The 17,179-nt window shown below is 38.5% G+C and carries 16 protein-coding genes and 1 riboswitch; of the genes, 12 read left to right on the top strand and 4 right to left on the bottom strand.

The window, feature by feature from the left end; genetic code table 11:
- Nucleotides 1–3: 3 nt before the first annotated feature.
- From B5473_RS03365 to B5473_RS03350, 4 genes are all read left to right on the top strand, one after another.
- Nucleotides 4–1,233, top strand: coding sequence for an aminopeptidase (locus tag B5473_RS03365; RefSeq protein ID WP_079523657.1), 1,230 nt, complete (start codon nucleotides 4–6; stop codon nucleotides 1,231–1,233).
- A 21-nt stretch (nucleotides 1,234–1,254) separates the two neighbouring features.
- Nucleotides 1,255–2,118, top strand: coding sequence for an SGNH/GDSL hydrolase family protein (locus B5473_RS03360; RefSeq protein ID WP_079523656.1), 864 nt, complete (start codon nucleotides 1,255–1,257; stop codon nucleotides 2,116–2,118).
- 146 nt (nucleotides 2,119–2,264) lie between these two features.
- Nucleotides 2,265–3,428: an exonuclease SbcCD subunit D gene (locus tag B5473_RS03355; RefSeq protein ID WP_079523655.1), complete on the top strand. Its 1,164-nt coding sequence runs from the start codon at nucleotides 2,265–2,267 to the stop codon at nucleotides 3,426–3,428.
- A gap of 2 nt (nucleotides 3,429–3,430) precedes the next feature.
- Nucleotides 3,431–6,484: an AAA family ATPase gene (locus B5473_RS03350; RefSeq protein ID WP_079523654.1), complete on the top strand. Its 3,054-nt coding sequence runs from the start codon at nucleotides 3,431–3,433 to the stop codon at nucleotides 6,482–6,484.
- A gap of 249 nt (nucleotides 6,485–6,733) precedes the next feature.
- On the opposite strand, the gene B5473_RS03345 is transcribed toward B5473_RS03350, so the two are convergent.
- Nucleotides 6,734–7,066: a DUF4870 domain-containing protein gene (locus tag B5473_RS03345; protein ID WP_079523653.1), complete on the bottom strand. Its 333-nt coding sequence runs from the start codon at nucleotides 7,064–7,066 to the stop codon at nucleotides 6,734–6,736.
- 115 nt (nucleotides 7,067–7,181) lie between these two features.
- Nucleotides 7,182–7,290: riboswitch (TPP riboswitch) on the top strand.
- A 283-nt stretch (nucleotides 7,291–7,573) separates the two neighbouring features.
- On the opposite strand from B5473_RS03345, the gene thiT reads away from it, so the two are divergent.
- The 4 genes from thiT to B5473_RS03325 all read left to right on the top strand — a co-directional run bounded on the left by thiT (nucleotide 7,574) and on the right by B5473_RS03325 (nucleotide 10,727).
- Nucleotides 7,574–8,140 carry an energy-coupled thiamine transporter ThiT gene (gene thiT, locus B5473_RS03340; RefSeq protein ID WP_079523652.1) on the top strand — a complete coding sequence of 189 codons (567 nt, stop codon included), beginning with the start codon at nucleotides 7,574–7,576 and terminating at the stop codon, nucleotides 8,138–8,140.
- A 187-nt stretch (nucleotides 8,141–8,327) separates the two neighbouring features.
- The gene (gene map / locus B5473_RS03335; protein WP_079523651.1) at nucleotides 8,328–9,080 is read left to right on the top strand and encodes a type I methionyl aminopeptidase; all 753 of its coding nucleotides are present in this window, start codon (nucleotides 8,328–8,330) and stop codon (nucleotides 9,078–9,080) included.
- Nucleotides 9,081–9,252: 172 nt separating this feature from the next.
- Nucleotides 9,253–10,107, top strand: a complete 855-nt coding sequence (locus B5473_RS03330) for a polyphosphate kinase 2 family protein (RefSeq protein WP_079523650.1) — start codon at nucleotides 9,253–9,255, stop codon at nucleotides 10,105–10,107.
- Nucleotides 10,108–10,169: 62 nt separating this feature from the next.
- A complete protein-coding gene (locus B5473_RS03325; protein WP_079523649.1) occupies nucleotides 10,170–10,727 on the top strand; it encodes a GNAT family N-acetyltransferase in 558 nt (185 codons plus the stop codon).
- A 53-nt stretch (nucleotides 10,728–10,780) separates the two neighbouring features.
- Here the strand turns inward: B5473_RS03325 and B5473_RS03320 are convergent, their stop codons facing one another.
- The 3 genes from B5473_RS03320 to B5473_RS03310 all read right to left on the bottom strand — a co-directional run bounded on the left by B5473_RS03320 (nucleotide 10,781) and on the right by B5473_RS03310 (nucleotide 13,114).
- On the bottom strand, nucleotides 10,781–11,350 hold the full coding sequence (locus B5473_RS03320; protein WP_079523648.1) for a beta-class carbonic anhydrase: 570 nt from the start codon (nucleotides 11,348–11,350) through the stop codon (nucleotides 10,781–10,783).
- Nucleotides 11,351–11,513: 163 nt separating this feature from the next.
- Nucleotides 11,514–11,714: a hypothetical protein gene (locus tag B5473_RS03315; protein ID WP_079523647.1), complete on the bottom strand. Its 201-nt coding sequence runs from the start codon at nucleotides 11,712–11,714 to the stop codon at nucleotides 11,514–11,516.
- 164 nt (nucleotides 11,715–11,878) lie between these two features.
- Nucleotides 11,879–13,114, bottom strand: a complete 1,236-nt coding sequence (locus B5473_RS03310) for an aminopeptidase (RefSeq protein ID WP_079523646.1) — start codon at nucleotides 13,112–13,114, stop codon at nucleotides 11,879–11,881.
- Between the two features lie 191 nt (nucleotides 13,115–13,305).
- On the opposite strand from B5473_RS03310, the gene motA reads away from it, so the two are divergent.
- The 4 genes from motA to B5473_RS03290 all read left to right on the top strand — a co-directional run bounded on the left by motA (nucleotide 13,306) and on the right by B5473_RS03290 (nucleotide 17,013).
- Entirely contained in the window at nucleotides 13,306–14,106 is an 801-nt protein-coding gene (gene motA / locus B5473_RS03305; RefSeq protein WP_079523645.1) for a flagellar motor stator protein MotA, read from the top strand.
- On the top strand, nucleotides 14,090–14,842 hold the full coding sequence (motB, locus tag B5473_RS03300) for a flagellar motor protein MotB (protein WP_079523644.1): 753 nt from the start codon (nucleotides 14,090–14,092) through the stop codon (nucleotides 14,840–14,842). Before motA ends, motB begins: the two co-directional genes overlap by 17 nt.
- Nucleotides 14,843–15,016: 174 nt before the next feature.
- Complete coding sequence (locus B5473_RS03295) at nucleotides 15,017–16,105, top strand: carbohydrate kinase (protein WP_079523643.1); 1,089 nt, start codon at nucleotides 15,017–15,019, stop codon at nucleotides 16,103–16,105.
- Complete coding sequence (locus B5473_RS03290; RefSeq protein ID WP_079523642.1) at nucleotides 16,105–17,013, top strand: pseudouridine-5'-phosphate glycosidase; 909 nt, start codon at nucleotides 16,105–16,107, stop codon at nucleotides 17,011–17,013. Before B5473_RS03295 ends, B5473_RS03290 begins: the two co-directional genes overlap by 1 nt.
- The last annotated feature ends 166 nt before the right edge of the window (nucleotides 17,014–17,179 follow it).

Here is a 17,179-nt window from a genome sequence, read left to right as displayed (position 1 = left end):
TTCATGACATTCCAAGAAAAGTTAGAGCAATTTGCAGATTTAGCCGTTCGAATCGGAGTAAATATTCAAAAAGGACAATATTTATTAATTAACACATCTACGGATACGCTGGACTTTACACGTATTGTCGTTAAAAAAGCATATGAAGCAGGCGCAAGCCGTGTTCATGTAAACTTAACTGATGCCAGCTTTGAGCGTGCTTATTTTGAAAATGTAACGGTAGAAGAAACAGCTAATTTCCCGAAATGGGTTGTCGCACAACGTGAAGAATTAATTGAACGTAAAGGTGCACTACTTTGGATCGATGCAGAAAACCCTGATTTACTGGCAGGTATTGATTCAGAAAAAATCGGGGCACAGCAAAAAGCAGCCGGTTCAGCATTAGTTAATTACCGTAAAGCTGTTATGAATGATGATATTGCATGGTCAATTATTGCTGTTCCTTCGCCGAAATGGGCGGCAAAAGTATTCCCTGATTTACCGGAACAAGAGCAGGTTCCGGCATTATGGGATGCTATTTTCAAAACAGTGCGTATTGGTGAAGGGGATGCGGTGGCAAACTGGCAAACTCATATTGAAAACTTACATGCACGTGCAGATATGCTGAATAAGAAAAAGTATGCGAAGCTTCATTACACGGCACCTGGTACAGACTTGACGATTGAACTTCCGGACAAACATTTGTGGAAGAGCGGAAGCAGCGAGGCACCAGATGGTACAACATTCATCGCGAATATGCCGACAGAAGAGGTCTTTACGTTACCTGCAAAATATGGTGTAAACGGATACGTATCAAATACGAAGCCGCTCGTTTATAAAGGTAATATTATTGATGATTTCAAGCTGACTTTTGAAAAAGGTAAAATCGTTAATGTTGAGGCAAAAGTAGGTCAGGACTTATTACAGCAGCTGGTTGCTTCTGATGAAGGGTCTTCATATTTAGGAGAAGTGGCATTAGTACCGCATGAATCACCTATCTCTTCATCAAATATTTTATATTACAACACATTATTCGATGAAAATGCCTCTAACCATTTAGCAATAGGAGAAGCTTATCCGACGTGCTATGAAGGTGGCAAGGAACTTGAAAAGGGCCAACTGGAAGCATTGGGCATTAATACATCGATCACACATGAAGATTTCATGATCGGCAGCGAGGAAATGGATATTGACGGAATTCTGGCAGATGGCACTACAGAACCGATTTTCAGAAAAGGTAATTGGGCATTTTAACAATTGAAGTGGGGTGAATAAATGCGAAAAATAATATTCAGTCTTATTTTTTGTATTGTTCTGTTTCCAACGGCAGCATTAGCCAATGAACGAGAAGTTTATATTGCACTTGGCGACTCTTTGGCAGCAGGGCAAACACCTTACAGTCAAATTGACGCAGGTTATACGGATTACATTGCTTTGCAGCTGGAGCGCCATGGCAAGCTCGGGCATTTTTCTAAAGAGCTTACTTTCCCGGGTTACCGTGTAGGAAATGTGATTGAAACCGTTCAGTCTGAAAAGGCTGCACCTTTGTTAAGTGAAGCAACATTAATCACACTGTCAGCAGGAGCGAATAATTTACTGCCGCTTATTACACATAATCCACAACAGGGAACGCTCGCTTTTAGTCAGCTTAGTGCAAATTTCGCATTAAATGAAGTGCGTACCCAAATGGGAGAGCTACTTTCGTTAATTAGTGAAAAGTCACCGAAAGCGACAGTGTATGTACTTGGCTACTATTTCCCTTATGCTAGTGTTCATAAAGAACAGGCAGGTGGAGCGGTAGAGGCCGTACAGCTTTTAAATACAATACTGAAGCAGGAAACAGAAACAGCAGGCTATATATTTGTGGATGTTTATGAAGTATTTGAACAGCAGCGCACAACATATTTGCCGAATGTGGCGGATGTGCATCCAAACCAGCTTGGGTACCGTATAATGGCTAATGAAATGTTGAAAAGTTATAGCGGGAATGAGGCACTCATTTTGCCAATCGATGCAATGCCAGCCCCAAACCCGAAAACATTTGAAGAAATACTGCAGCTGCAAAGTAAGTCAGCTTTAGAAGAAGTACCATATATCGCACTGCATACACTGAATCAACCGATACCGATATTTGTATAAAAAAAGTATTCCATCAAGAATTTCTTGAAGGAATGCTTTTTTGTGTTCAATTACTGGCTCATATCGTACGAACGAATATTCGTACGATATGGTTTTTTTATTTTCCCTCATGTACACTTATAGTTATAAGATAGGAGGCGGTATTCATGAAAATTTTTCACACAGCAGATTGGCATTTAGGAAAAATAGTACAAGGTGTATCGATGACGAAAGACCAGCAATTTGTGCTTGAACAGTTTATCGAAGAAATTAGAAAAGAAAAACCGGATGTCATTATTATAGCCGGGGATTTGTATGATCGGTCAGTGCCACCGATAGATGCGATCCAACTTTTAAATAAAACATTAAAAGAAATTTTAGTCGATGAAAAAACACCGATTTTAGCAATCGCTGGAAATCATGATAGCGCTACACGTTTAAATTTTGGCAGTGAATTTATGAAGGCGAGCGGTTTACATATCGTCGGTCATTTAGAACAGAATATCGATCCAGTCATCATGCATGATAAATATGGGGAAGTTCACTTTTATTTAGTTCCTTTTGCAGAGCCGTCAATTGTTCGGGCAGTATTTGACGATCAATCCATTACATCGCATGAAGCGGCAATGGCGAAAATCATTGAACAGATTAAGCAGACAATGGATTATACGAAACGCAATATTATCATCGGTCATGCTTTCATTACAAAGGACGGAATGCCCGAGCCGAATACGAGTGACTCTGAACGTAAATTGACAATTGGCGGGACGGAATGTATCAGCTCAGCATTATTCGAACCGTTCTGTTATACAGCGTTAGGACATTTACATCAGGCGCACTTTGTTGCAAACGAGAACATTCAATATTCAGGATCGCCACTTAAGTATTCAGAATCTGAAGTGACACATAATAAGGGATTTTTAATTGTGGATTTAAAAGAAGACGGAACAATAGCGATTGAAAAAAGATTGCTTACACCAATACGGGACATGCGTGTCGTGACGGGAATGCTTGAGGATATATTGCAGCATAAAGTAAATGACGATTATGTATTTGTTAAATTACAGGATGAACATTATGTGAAAGGTGCTGCCGAACTTGTCCGCACGGTTTATCCGAATGCTTTGCATATTGAACGAACGGTTGTGTATGAACAGCTTGAACAGCATGCGACAACAATGAACCGTGTTCAGATGGATGATTCCGAACTGTTTGAGCTATTTTATACGGAGATGACAGGCAAGCCTTTAAGTGATGAAATAAAAGAGATTTATACAGATGTTTTAGAGCAGCTAATCGAAAATGAACGTGAAAAACAGGAGGTGCTGTAACGATGAAGCCAATAAAATTATCGATGACAGCATTTGGACCGTATCATCAAAAAGAAGTCATTGATTTTACAAAACTTCATGAACATGGAATTTTTGTTGTTTCCGGTGCAACTGGGGCGGGGAAAACGACTATTTTTGATGCGATTACGTTTGCACTTTATGATTCTGGAAGTGGAGAGGATCGGGAAAAGTCGCTGTTTTTGCGCAGTGATTTTGCGGATGAAACGGTTGATACGGAAGTCGAACTTGAATTTGAAGTACACGGTCGCCTTTACCGTATTTGGCGGAAGTTTGGTCATGACGGTGCAAGTGCGAAGCGTGAGTTTTTTGAGATTACCGATGGGGTCATTGTACCCGCTGTTGAAAAGTTTCAAGTTAAGCTCATTCAGTCGAAAGTTGAAGAACTGATCGGCTTAACACAGTCCCAATTTAATCAGATTGTCATGCTGCCGCAAGGGGAATTTCAAAAGCTCCTTACATCGGAATCAAAGCATAAAGAAGAGATTTTCCGAAAAATTTTCAAAACGGAACGCTTTACGAAAATGGTGGAACTGCTGAAAGAGAAAAAGAATATTGCCGAAAAAAATTATGAACAAGCAAAGATGCAACAGGATAACACAATTCATGAAATCCGATCACGACTCCCGCATAGAGAATCGGAACTGTTTTCATCTCTGAACAATGATGTCATTAATCTGTATCAAGTAAAGAGTGCCTTGCTGACAGAACAGCAATATTATGAGGATCATTGTACTGCATTAAAAGGTGAATATGATGCTTCAAAAATAGAATTACAAAAGTTAGTTAAAACATTAAATGAACAAAGACTGTTAAATGAGCGGATTGAAAAGTTTTCATTGCGGAAAGCGCGGCTCGAAGAATTACTCGAGCAAAAGGATAAAATACAAGCAGAACAGCAGAAACTTGTACTTGCCAAAAAGGCTAATCAAATTGAACCTTTAGAGCGTGAATATGAGAAGGTAAAACGGCAGCTTGAACAAGCAGAAGTCTCTTTACAAAAAGCAAAGACTGACCATGAACGCGCACAGGCACAACTTCAGCAGGCGACAGCTCATTATCAGGAACAAAAGCAGCAAGAACCATTGTTGGATAACTATACAAAATCGATTTCTCAGCTTGAACAGCTTGTTCCGATCTATCAATCGATTAATACACAGCGGGAAAATGTTTCAAAGCTTGCAGAAAACCAGAAAAACGCCAAGCAATTATTTGATAAGCTGCAAAACGAAGCATCCTCTTTAAAAGAAAAACATCAAAAGCAGCAAGCCATTATAAATGAGCTGGAAAATGCGACAGTGACATACCATGATACGTATGAAGCACATGCTGCATTAACACGTAAAATTGAAATGGTAAAAGAAGTGGCTGCAATACAGAAGAATGTCGAAGTTTTAGTGAAACAGCTTGCTGAGAAGAAACAAGTTGCTGATGAAGCACAACAGAAGCTGCACAATATGGAGCAGCAAATACGCAGCAACCAGGCATCCTTTCTTGCAGCATCACTACAGCACGGTGAAGCATGTCCTGTATGTGGAAGCACAGAACACCCAGCCATTCATAGCAGCGAAGCGGTTGTCATTGATGAAGAAGCATTGGCACAGCTGCGTCAAGAAGGCGATCGGGCGATGCAAAGCTTTTACCAGGTCAATTCGAAATTAGATGTGGAAAAGGCAACATTGGAACAGAAAAGAAGTGCGCTTCAGTCACTTGACGCTGAGCTTTCACAGCTACATGAGTATGAACAGCAATTGGCCGTACTGACTGCGCAGTTGACAAAGCAAAAACAGCAGCAGGCACAGCTTATCAATGAAAAGAAAACGATGGTACAGCTTTCAGAAAATAAAGAAGTGCTGCAAGGGCGCATTGAAAAAGGGCAGCAATATGTAATCGATATTGATAAACAATATGCGCAGGAAAAAGGGAAGCTTGAGCAAAGTGAGCAGTCATTATTGCCTCAGTTTTCTAGATTGGATGAAGTAACACAAGAATTGGCGAGCCAGCAGCAAAAACATCGCCATTTGAAACTTGCAATTCAAAATGCACTTGAAGCGATGCAAAAAATCCAATTGGATGAAAAATCTTGTGAAGTAAACCATCTTCATGCGAAAAATCTTGTAACAGAAAAACAGCAGGAATCTCTTTTAGCGCAAAAAGCATTTGAATCAGCATTGGAGCAGGAAGGTTTCGACTTGGAAACGTATAAGACTGCGTTACTGCCTTTAAATGTACAGCAGCAAATTCAGGATGCGGTTGAAGCGTACAAACAAAGTGTTCATACATTATCTGTTCAAATTGCTGAGGAAGAACCTTTGCTTGAAGGAAAAGAACGAGCCGATTTAACGGCATGTGAGCAACAGATTCAGGAGCTGAATGAGCAGATCGAGGCACAGTACTCGAAAATAACATTGATCCAGTCCTATGTGGAGCAATGTGAGGAGACGCGCGATAAACTTGACCAATCCGCACAGCAAATCGAAAGCTATAAAGCAAAGCTGATGCAAGTTGAACATGTTTATAATTTAATTCGCGGTCAAAATGATGCGAAAATTTCATTTGAACGGTTTGTGCAAATCGGCTATTTGGAAAAAGTGACACATGCGGCAAATGAACGTTTACGTGTCTTATCAAATGGCCAATACTTCCTGAAATCTACAGGAAGGAAAGAAGGAAATGCTCAAAGTGGACTCAGCATCGACGTATATGACAGCCATACAGGGCAAACGCGGGATGTAAAAACATTATCCGGCGGTGAAAAATTCAATGCCTCACTTTCATTAGCATTAGGAATGGCCGATGTTATTCAAAGTGTTCAAGGAAGTGTGCATATCGATACGATGTTTATCGATGAAGGCTTCGGTACTTTGGATGAGGAAGCGTTAAGAAGGGCAATCGATATATTGATCGATCTTCAACAAACAGGCCGCTTAATCGGCGTCATCTCCCATGTGGCCGAACTAAAAGCAGCAATGCCAGCTATTTTACAAGTGCAAAAGCTAAAAGAAGGCTATAGTAAAACGGAAATCATTATTAAATAAGAAAAAAAAACATTTCCCTCCAGTAAAAGTGGGAAATGTTTTTTTTGCGTTAACGTTTTGGAGTTCGTCGTGTAGTTGCTGGTTGGGGTGTAGATTTTTTGTTGTCCATCATTTTTTTAATGATTGGGTACACGATTGGTCCATATTTAATTGCTGTTTTAATGAGCTTATTTAATTTCATTAGTAAACACTCCTTAACGAATACATTTCGTATAAAAAATATACCCAAAGAAGGAGCTTTCATAAACATTAACGTAAAACTTTAATCGCTTGAGCTAAATTCCATATCGCCAGGATGAACGTAATAACAACTAAAAGAATAAATCCGATAAAATGTGAACTTATGAAAAAATCCTGAATGCTCAAGATCAAAGTATCATTTCGGGAAAGAACGGAAGTGAAAAAGTAAATCATGTACAGAATCCCTAAAAGTATAGGTATGAGTTGTGTAATAAAAGCTTTTTTAGAATGGCCTTTAACGGCAGCATCTTTCGTAACAATAAATATAATTAACGGTAAAATAAACGGTGCAAAATAAAAGCTTAAATAGCTCAGTGCACTTAAACCTTTCGATTGATCCATTATTTATCACTCCTTCGTATCTATTATATGTAATTCTAGTACGTTTCAAAATAATAGCTGTTGAAAGTTGTAAAAATATTGGTTACAATGAGCATGTTCAAACAATAAAAATTAGATGTACCACAAGGGGTGCCGAGAAAGTCGGCTGAGATTGTGCACGGGATTGCACTGACTCTTTGAACCTGTAAGTTAGCACTTGCGTAGGGATGTGGATAGAATCCGACTGTTCAAACGATAGTCAGGCTTTTGTCCTGATTATCGTTTTTTACTTTTTCAAAAAACCTACTGAAAAAGTAAAAGTTTCCGACGGATGTCATGGATTCGGTTAGGAGTTCTAAAAAGGAAGTCAGCCAATAAACGTCGCATCGTGCGACAATGGCTGACTGACCCACATCGTGTGGGTCCTAAAGCCGAATCCCGACGCAATCAATTACGCAAATGCGTAATTGATTTCAATTCTATCCCTCTTCACTTTTGTTACATCGGATAAAAGAAAGGGGAATTGTTATGGACAGAAAGAAATTATTGATGATGGTAGAGATAGCGATATTTGCTGCCATCGGACTTGTATTGGATCAAGTATCATTTAAAATGTGGGCACAAGGCGGGTCAATCAGCTTTGTTATGGTACCGATTATGTTAATGGCTATTCGTTGGGGATTAACGGCAGGACTTGCAACAGGCTTGCTGATCGGCGTTATGCAAATGATGTTCGGTGCTTACATTGTACACTGGCTTCAGGCAATTTTAGATTATGGTCTTGCCTTTACAGTAGTAGGATTAGCGGCAATTGTAAGAAAGCCATTATTAGAGGCTACACAATCACTCAATAAAGTAAAAATGGCACTTTATATTGTCATTGGGGCACTTATAGGTGGTGCTTTAAGATTTGTTTCGCACTTGCTTGCAGGTGTCGTGTTCTTTAAAGAATATGCAGGCGATGATAATGTATGGGCCTATTCAATTATTTACAACAGTACTTATATGGTACCTGCTACAATACTTACAGCAATTATCGCAGTTATTTTATTCACTTCTGCACCCCGTTTACTGCAAAAAGTAAAAACAACATAAAGAATAGAAAACTCAAGGCTTGCAGCGAGGAATACTTTCTCCGCTGCAAGTTTTTCTTTTTATATAGTAGAAAGTCGTACTAAATTAGGAATAAACCGGTAAATTTAAAAATCCTTGAACAATTACAACCCATTTTAAGTATGCTATAGTTAAGGATAGACATTGTTTAAGAGGAAGGAAGTTACACATGATTGTTACTACTCAAGAAGAAATACAGGCGTTTAAAAAAATTGGACGCATTTGTGCTGAAATTCGTGAGGCGATGAAAGCTGCGACAGTACCTGGCGTGACAACGAAAGAATTAGATGAAATTGCAGGCCGTATGTTTGCGGAAGCAGGCGCGGTTTCAGGTCCTAAAGGCGAATATGATTTTCCGGGATATACTTGCATTTCAGTAAATCACGAAGTTGCACATGGTATTCCAGGTAACAAGGTTATTCAGGAAGGCGATATCGTAAACATTGATGTTTCGGGCTCTTTAAACGGGTATTTTGCAGATACAGGTATTTCATTTGTCGTTGGTGAAGGTTATGAGGATAAAGAAAAACTTTGCACTGTAGCAAAATCAGCATTTGAACGTGCAATGACTAAGGTTAAAGCAGGTTCAAAATTAAATCAAATCGGTAAAGCGGTAGAGCGTGAAGCACGTGACCACGGTTTAACAGTAATTATGAACTTAACAGGTCATGGTTTAGGTAAATCATTACACGAAGAGCCAAACCATGTATTGAACTATTATGATGCTTGGGATACAACTATCATGAAAGAAGGCATGGTGTTGGCAGTAGAGCCGTTTATTTCGGCGAAGGCTGAGCATATCGTAGAATCAGGTGACGGCTGGACATTCATTACACCGGACAAATCATTAGTTGCCCAAATTGAACATTCGATTATCGTAACTAAAGACAAACCGATCATTTTAACAACTTTAGAAGACTAAATTATATACGCGGGTGCATACATAAGTGCACCCGCGTTTTTTTGTTCTATCAAAACAAGGTCCCAACATAAAATAATCAAATGATTCAAATAAATGACTGCAACAATTACCAATTCCATACACTTTCAAGTAAAATATACATAAATCAATGGAGTAGGGGAGGCAGCACTATTTGAAAAAGCTAAAAGATGTGGATTTATCGCAAAAACTGGAGAAGGAAATCTATAAGAAACAATTGAAAGCTTTACAATACGAAATGCTAAACGCCCAGCAATTTTTATTCAACAATAAAATTGGTCTTATTATTGTATTTGAAGGTATGGATGCAGCAGGCAAAGGGGGAGCAATCAAGCGCCTAACAGAACGTATCGATCCGCGCGGGTTAATGGTATGGCCGATCTCTGCCCCGCAGCCCCATGAAATGCGGTATCATTATATGCAACGTTTCTGGAGAAAGTTGCCGCAACATGGACAGATCGCAATATTCGACCGTTCCTGGTATGGGCGGGTACTTGTGGAGCGCATAGAAGGGTTTGCTGAAGAAGCAGAGTGGAAACGCGCTTATGAAGAAATTAATGGCTTTGAGAAACAATTGACAGATGAAGATTATATAATGATTAAATTTTGGATCCATATCGATTCGGATGAACAGCTTAAACGTTTTAATGAAAGAGCAGCCGATCCGTATAAATCATGGAAATTGACGGCTGAAGATTGGCGGAACCGTGATAAATTTAATCAATATTGTGAGGCAGCCGATGAAATGTTCGAAAAAACCGATTCGGAAAACGCTCCTTGGCACTTAATAGCAGGGAACGATAAAAACTATGCACGTGTTCAAGTACTAAAAGAAACAGTTGCCCATATAGAAAAAGAAGTTACAAAACGGGGCATGAAACTTACGAACATTTTCGAAAAGGGTAAAGAAACAGCTGCAGATAAAGAAAAAACGGGATCTATAGATATAAAGCCTGAGCCTGTAAAATCAAAAAAGAAAAAAGTTAAAAAAACGGTAGGCAAGCTTTGAAATGAAATGAAGGTGGTTCAATGAAAAGCTTATTCAAGCTATTTCACAAGAAGGAGGGTCCAATGGTTCGACTTATTGGGCAACAATGTTCGCTTCGTACATTTACCCCGTCCGATGCGAAAGGGTTGGCAAAATTATTAAGAGACAATAAAATGTATTGGTCCGAATTTGAACCGTTACATCGCGATGAATTTTACACAGAACAAGTACAGTATAATAAGATTTTGGAAAGCATACATTTGCTGCAAACAAACCGGGAATTTTCTTTCGGAATTTTTTACAATGCAACAGGTCAATTAATCGGACATATTTCACTCTATTCAATTAAACGTTTACCTTATTCAAGCGGTTTTATCGGCTATTCAATGGATGAGAATTTCACAGGTAGAGGACTTGTGACAGAAGCGGTGCGTCTAGTTATGGAATTCGCTTTCATTACATTGAATCTTCACAGAATAGAGGCATATGTTGCACCACCAAATTCAGCTTCCATCCGAGTATTGGAAAAGTCAGGTTTTACAAGGGAAGGGTTATTGCGGGAGCTGTTGTATATAAACGGAAAATGGGTCGACCATTATATGTACGCCATTTTGCAGCGGGAATATAAAGGGACGACATAATAAAAAAGCGACAGTGCTCATTATGAAGAGCACTGTCGTTTATCGTTTATTATTTATTTTTGATCAACTGTTCCGTCCGTTACCAAATCCAGCTTTCCTGTTGCAGGATCGATAATAAGACCATGTACAGGAACACCTTTTGGCATTAGCGGATGTGTTCTAACTAAATCTACACTTTTTAATACGCTTGTTTCAACATCCCCAAAACCGCATAACCATTCTTTTAAATCAAATCGAGCGTAATTGATGACATCAATCGTTTCCTGTTTAACCCCTCGTTCAAGCATATGACCGATCATTACGTCCGGATCAACTGCACTCATACCGCAGTCGTAGTGGCCGATAATATATACTTCGTCAGCCTTTAATTCATAAACCGCTACAAGTAAGCTACGCATAATCCCGCCGAACGGGTGATTTACGATTGCCCCTGCACTTTTTACAACTTTAACATCCCCATTGCGCAAATTCATTGCTTTAGGTAGTAATTCAACTAAACGAGTATCCATACAAGTTAAAACAACGATTTTTTTATCAGGATATTTTGTTGTAGCATACTGCTCATATTGTTTTTCATCTACGAATTTTCCGTTAAACTCTAAAATTGATTGTAATGCAGACATTTGTTCTTCAAACCCCTTTCGATTCTTCTATATTTTAAAATATTTTTTAGATAATTCAAACAAATGCGCATTAATAAAGTTAAATTTCTACTAAATAGAGAGAAGTATAGCAAAAATCCGCTACCTAAAAAAACAACCACTCTTTAGAGTGGTTGTAAAAAATTTAATGATGATGGTGGCCATCCAATGATTTTTCGTTTGGCGCAAATGTGTTTGCTTTTGAATCTACTATAACAGAGTCGTGTGATTGTAAACCAATACGTAAATACATAATAAACATAAATAAGAATACAAGAAGTATTACCGTAAATCCTAACACTACCGTATAGTAGTTAGACAAGAACGGATAATGGTGATCAAACATTATAAAAACTCCTCTCTATTTTAGTGATAACAATCATTAACCAATTATAACCTAATAAATTGGAACATTGTAGGGTAATTTAGTTAGTTAATGTAGAAAAAATTGTAAATATGGCGACATCTTGAAATTTTGTTTATTGTCAATAGACAGAATCTCACTTGCTATTAAAATGCCCAGTTTCCGTTACGGAAAACTGGCTCAGTTTGTCCATCTGTAGTAATTCCGTCAATATTCATCTGTTCAGAGCCGATCATGAAATCGACATGTGTGATACTTTCGTTTAAACCGTTAGCTTTTAACTCATCTCGTGACATTGACTTTCCGCCTTCGATACAAAATGCATAGGCGCTGCCGATTGCCAAATGGTTTGATGCATTTTCATCGAATAATGTATTGTAGAATAAAATATTCGACTGTGAAATTGGAGAATGGAATGGAACAAGTGCTACTTCTCCTAAATAATGTGAGCCTTCATCTGTAGCAACAAGATTTTTTAACACTTCTTCACCTTGCTCGGCCTCTACTTTAACAATGCGTCCATTTTCAAATGTAAGTTTGAAGTTGTCGATAATATTACCGCCATAGCTTAATGGTTTTGTACTAGATACATACCCGTTTACACCATCTTTATGCGGTACTGTGAAAACCTCTTCAGTCGGCATATTTGCCATGAATTCTTCGCCTTTTTCGTTGATACTGCCAGCCCCGCACCATAAATGACCTTTAGGAAGCTCAATCGTCAAGTCCGTACCAGGGGCTGTATAATGCAATTTCGCATAGTTTTTATTGTTTAAGTAATCAACTTTTTCATGCAAGTTGTCATTATGCTGTGCCCAAGCTTCTACCGGGTTATCAAGATCAGCACGTGTCGCTTTAAAGATAGCATCCCATAATGCATCTACTTGCTTTTCTTCCGGTAAATCCGGGAATACTTTACGAGCCCATTGTTTTGATGGAGCTGCAATAACCGTCCAGCTAATTTTATCTGACTGAACATATTGGCGGTATTTGTTTAATGCTGTGCCCGAAGCCTTCTGGAATGCTGCAATTCGTTTTGAATCAATCCCCGACAGTAAATCCGGACTTTGAGATACGATGCTCATAAATGCCGCACCTTCTTCAGCAAGCCATTCACGCTCCTGCACTTTCCAAGGAGGGAAGAAGTCGAAAGAATCTTCCGGTGCCAACTCGTATCGAGCACGTGTAATTTGATCATCGGTATAATCTACAAATACTTGTTTCGCTCCAATTTCATAAGCGATTTTTGTCACTACTTGTACAAAAGGTGCCGATTCGATAGAAGCAGCAATATACAAATATTGATTCGGCTGAATATTGACACCGATTTTTACTGCTAGTTCCGCGTATTTCGTTAAATTTGCTTCGAACATAGAATTCATTGATTCATTCCTCCAATTATTATCTTAAAAATTAGTTAATTCCTGACACATGAATAGTCATATTCCAGCTCAGATAAGAACAATAATGTGTCAAAAATAAAAAAATCTTCTTATAACTAGTGTAAAGGAAGTTAATAAAAATTTAAATATACCGAAATAAGAAAAGACATCGTAATTTGGAGGTACTATATATGGATATATCATCAGTTGTTGGGGTTATCATCGCCTTTATCGCCCTGTTAGTCGGGATGTTCTTAAAAGGCGTTACACCGGAAGTGTTAATAAACCCTGCTGCGATTTTAATTATTATTTTCGGTACGATTGCTGCAGTTACAATCGCTTTCCCGATGAAGGAATTAAAAAGAATTCCAAAGCTATTTAAAATTTTATTTTCAGAAACAAAACTCGCAAGTGATATCGACTTGATCAAAATGTTTTCACAATGGGCAGATTTAGCTCGTCGTGAAGGGCTATTGGCATTAGAAAGCAAAGCAGCTGAAATTGAAGATCCATTTTTAAAGAATGGTCTGACATTAGCGATTGACGGTCAAAACGCAGACTATATTCGCGATGTATTAACAGAGGAAGTTGAAGCGCTGGAAGACCGTCATGCAAGTGGAGCAGGCATTTTCTCGCAAGCGGGTACATATGCACCGACACTTGGGGTATTAGGTGCTGTAGTAGGTCTTATCGCTGCATTAAAAGATATGTCTGATATTGATAAATTAGGGCATGCCATTTCAGCGGCCTTTGTTGCAACGTTATTGGGTATTTTCACAGGTTACGTTTTATGGCATCCATTTGCCAACAAGCTAAAACGCAAATCTGCTGTAGAAGTTAAGCAAAAGCTGATGATGATTGAAGGAATTTTATCCGTCCTTGAAGGTGAAGCGCCTCGTGTAATCGAGCAGAAGCTGGCTTCATATTTAACGATGGAAGAACGTAAGCAAATTACCGAAAGCGGGGCGGGTGGCCTTGGCAAAGAAGCGTAAAAGACATAAAAAGCATGAGGAGCATATTGACGAGTCCTGGTTAGTACCTTATGCAGATATATTAACTTTATTATTAGCATTATTTATTGTACTTTTTGCATCAAGCTCAGTGGATGAGAAGAAATTAGAGCAAATGTCTGCAGTATTTAATAATATTTTTACTGGTGGCACAGGTGTAATGGACAACTCATCTGTCATACAACCACCTGATAATTCAACAACGGGGTTATCCAAATATATGGAGGATCAGGAACGCCTCCATGAAACGCAAAACCGTGTGGACGAGTTTATTGCGATTAATGAACTGGAAGATCAGTTTGAAACTAAAATGACAGAAGAAGGATTATTGATTACTATCCGGGACAGTATTTTATTCGATATGGGACGAGCGGATGTAAAAGCGGAATATAATACAATTGCTGACGAGCTTGCTCAATTATTAATGTTTGATCCACCGCGTAATATTGTCATTACAGGTCATACAGATAATGTACCGATTAAGACACCGGAATTTGATTCTAACTGGGATCTGTCAGTTATGCGTGCAGTAAATTTCATGAAGGAAATCGTATCGGGCAATGAAGGACTTGATTCCAAATACTTTAGTGTAAAAGGCTTTGGAGAATTCCAGCCGATTGCTACGAATGATACTGAAGAAGGCAGAGCTAAAAACCGCCGTGTTGAAGTGCTCGTACAGCCACGTATAGCAGAAAATGGCGATGTAATTGTAGAATAGTAAGAAAGCTGTTTGGAAAGGAAAACTTTCTGAACAGCTTTTTTTAAATTTCATCGCTCATAAAAGAAGTAAGTACTTCCATACTACTCGGGATGAAAATATTTAGTATTAATTTGACATTAGGTAAACAAAAGTTTATAATTATAAACAAATGTTTGATTCGAGGTGATAAAGTTGAATGAAAAGGAAAAGTTAATTTTTCAATTAATAAAAAGGAATCCCTACTTATCACAACAGGAAATGGCAGAACAGCTTGGAATGTCCAGGCCGGCGCTTGCCAATATGATTTCTTCCCTTATAAAACGAGGGGAAATTTTAGGACGTGCTTATGTTTTGCCGGAAAAAAATCAAATCATTGCAATTGGTGGTGCCAATATCGATCGTAAATTCACTATTGAGCAAAATGTCCAATTAGGGACTTCCAATCCTGCTAATGTTACAGAATCTGTAGGCGGCGTAGCCCGTAATATCGCAGAAAATTTAGGGCGATTAGGTAACCGTGTTTCACTGATTACTGTAATGGGTGATGATCATGATAGTGCATTTATTGAACAAAATTGTAAGAGTATGATGAATGTAGATTTAGTAGAGAAATTAAGCGATTATAATACAGGTTCTTATACAGCAGTACTTGATAATATGGGCGAACTTGTAATATCGATGGCAAATATGGCGATTTATGAAAAGTTGTTGCCGAGTGTTTTAAAAAAGCATGAAGCAATATTACAAAATGCCAGCTGTATTGTCATTGACTTAAACAGCCCGCTAGAAACAGTAGAATATATTAGGACATTCGCAATAGAGCGTAATATCGCATTGGCGGTAATCCCTGTTTCATCACCTAAGATGAAGAATTTGTCGCAGGACCTGCACGGTATCCGTTACTTTATTTGCAATCGTGATGAGGCGGAAAGCTATTTAAATATAAAGCTGGACACATATAGCCATTATGAAAAAGCTGTTAGCACGTTGTTGCAAAAAGGAGCGGAGCATGTTGTGCTCACTTTAGGCGAGCATGGAGTAATGGTAGGTAACGAAGGTAATGTAGTACATTACAAGGCAATTGCAACGAGAAATATTGTCGATGTTACAGGTGCCGGAGATGCATTTGTCAGTGCCTTTTTACATGGTGTATTAAACGATGAAGAACTTGAAGAAGCAATCCAGCTCGGGTTGGTAAATGCATCAAAAACATTGCAATCGGATAAAACAGTTCGTGAAGATTTAACAAAAGATAACTTACTTGAATGGAGGAATTTATAATGGAACAATATTTATCATATTCACAAGAGGTATTAGAAGCTAAAGAGAAAGGCTTACCAATAGTCGCATTGGAATCTACAATTATTTCACACGGTATGCCATATCCACAAAATGTACAAACAGCTCGTGAAGTGGAACAAATTATTCGTGATGGCGGTGCTGTACCGGCAACAATCGCATTAATCGATGGAAAAATTAAAATCGGTTTATCTGATGAAGAATTAGAAATGTTCGGTAATGCGCAAGGTGTAGCAAAAACAAGCCGTCGTGATATTGGCTATTTGCTTGCAACAAAAAAAATCGGTGCAACAACTGTAGCAGCAACTATGATCTGTGCTGAGCTTGCTGGTATTGAATTATTCGTAACAGGTGGTATTGGTGGAGTTCACCGTGGCGCTGAAACAACAATGGATATTTCTGCAGACTTGGAAGAGCTGGCAATGACAAATGTAGCTGTAGTATGTGCAGGTGCAAAATCGATTTTAGACATCGGCTTAACATTGGAATACCTTGAAACAAAAGGTGTACCGGTAATCGGTTACGGAACAGATAAATTGCCTGCATTCTATGCACGTGAAAGTGAATTCGATGTAAATATCCGTGTTGATTCTGCAGAAGAAACAGCCGCAATTTTACGCGCAAAATGGGATTTAGGTTTACGTGGCGGCGCATTAATCGCAAACCCAATTCCAGTTGAAGATGCTATGGAATCAAGCGTTATCGACGGAATTATTGAAAATGCATTAAATGAAGCAAAAGAACAAGGTATCGCAGGCAAAAATGTAACACCATTCCTATTAGGCAAAGTTAAAGAGCTGACAGAAGGTAAATCATTGGATGCAAATATTGCCCTTGTTAAACATAATGCCCGTGTAGGTGCAAAAATCGCTGTCGAATTAAATAAATAATTAATATTTCCTGGGGAATATTAAATGAAAAAAAGAAGCTTGTCGAATTAATCGATGAGCTTCTTTTTCGGGTTCTATAATATTTGTTGGGGTATTCAAACAATTTCACAACTAAAAAAAGCACAAAATCACACTTTTTTATATACTTGAATTGTCGAGAAACAAG

Origin of the sequence: Solibacillus isronensis, from assembly GCF_900168685.1 — a bacterium.
Classification (GTDB): Bacteria; Bacillota; Bacilli; order Bacillales_A; family Planococcaceae; genus Solibacillus; species Solibacillus isronensis_A.
Note: the sequence above shows the minus strand (reverse complement) of the source record. Positions and strands in the feature narration are given on the sequence as shown.

Excerpts from the sequence above, each read along its gene's own strand:
- B5473_RS03365 (WP_079523657.1), top strand. The coding sequence starts at position 4 with ATGACATTCCAAGAAAAGTTAGAGCAATTTGCAGATTTAGCCGTTCGA.
- B5473_RS03360 (WP_079523656.1), top strand. The coding sequence starts at position 1,255 with ATGCGAAAAATAATATTCAGTCTTATTTTTTGTATTGTTCTGTTTCCA.
- B5473_RS03355 (WP_079523655.1), top strand. The coding sequence starts at position 2,265 with ATGAAAATTTTTCACACAGCAGATTGGCATTTAGGAAAAATAGTACAA.
- B5473_RS03350 (WP_079523654.1), top strand. The coding sequence starts at position 3,431 with ATGAAGCCAATAAAATTATCGATGACAGCATTTGGACCGTATCATCAA.
- B5473_RS03345 (WP_079523653.1), bottom strand. The coding sequence starts at position 7,066 with ATGGATCAATCGAAAGGTTTAAGTGCACTGAGCTATTTAAGCTTTTAT.
- thiT (WP_079523652.1), top strand. The coding sequence starts at position 7,574 with ATGGACAGAAAGAAATTATTGATGATGGTAGAGATAGCGATATTTGCT.
- map (WP_079523651.1), top strand. The coding sequence starts at position 8,328 with ATGATTGTTACTACTCAAGAAGAAATACAGGCGTTTAAAAAAATTGGA.
- B5473_RS03325 (WP_079523649.1), top strand. The coding sequence starts at position 10,170 with ATGGTTCGACTTATTGGGCAACAATGTTCGCTTCGTACATTTACCCCG.
- B5473_RS03320 (WP_079523648.1), bottom strand. The coding sequence starts at position 11,350 with ATGTCTGCATTACAATCAATTTTAGAGTTTAACGGAAAATTCGTAGAT.
- B5473_RS03315 (WP_079523647.1), bottom strand. The coding sequence starts at position 11,714 with ATGTTTGATCACCATTATCCGTTCTTGTCTAACTACTATACGGTAGTG.
- B5473_RS03310 (WP_079523646.1), bottom strand. The coding sequence starts at position 13,114 with ATGAATTCTATGTTCGAAGCAAATTTAACGAAATACGCGGAACTAGCA.
- motA (WP_079523645.1), top strand. The coding sequence starts at position 13,306 with ATGGATATATCATCAGTTGTTGGGGTTATCATCGCCTTTATCGCCCTG.
- B5473_RS03290 (WP_079523642.1), top strand. The coding sequence starts at position 16,105 with ATGGAACAATATTTATCATATTCACAAGAGGTATTAGAAGCTAAAGAG.